Genomic DNA, 275 nt, shown 5'->3' with positions numbered 1-275 from the left:
CGGCACGTATTTCCCCGAGTGGCTCCTCGAACGACGCAAACGCTCAGAAGCGGCGATGATCACCGTCGTCGCTGACGCCTACCTCGCTGGCGTCTCAACGAGGCGGATGGACAAGCTCGTGAAGACCCTTCGCATCCATTCCCTGTCGAAGTCGCAGGTCTCCCGAATGGCCGCAGATATGGACGAGCATGTGCGTGAGTTTCGCACGAGGCCGTTAGGTGAAGCCGGCCCGTTCACGTTCGTCGCGTGCGACGCACTCACGATGAAAGTTCGTG

General features: G+C 60.7%; 1 protein-coding gene. It reads left to right on the top strand.

Annotated features, from left to right (window positions below):
* Window positions 1-275: transposase (locus NHL51_RS13840; protein ID WP_434144659.1), on the top strand; the 275-nt coding region annotated here is incomplete at both ends.

The sequence above is a fragment of the Leucobacter sp. gxy201 genome, from assembly GCF_051043335.1.
Classification (GTDB): Bacteria; Actinomycetota; Actinomycetes; order Actinomycetales; family Microbacteriaceae; genus Leucobacter.
The sequence above is the reverse complement of the archived record's forward strand: the minus strand, read 5'-3'. Positions and strand labels throughout refer to the sequence as shown.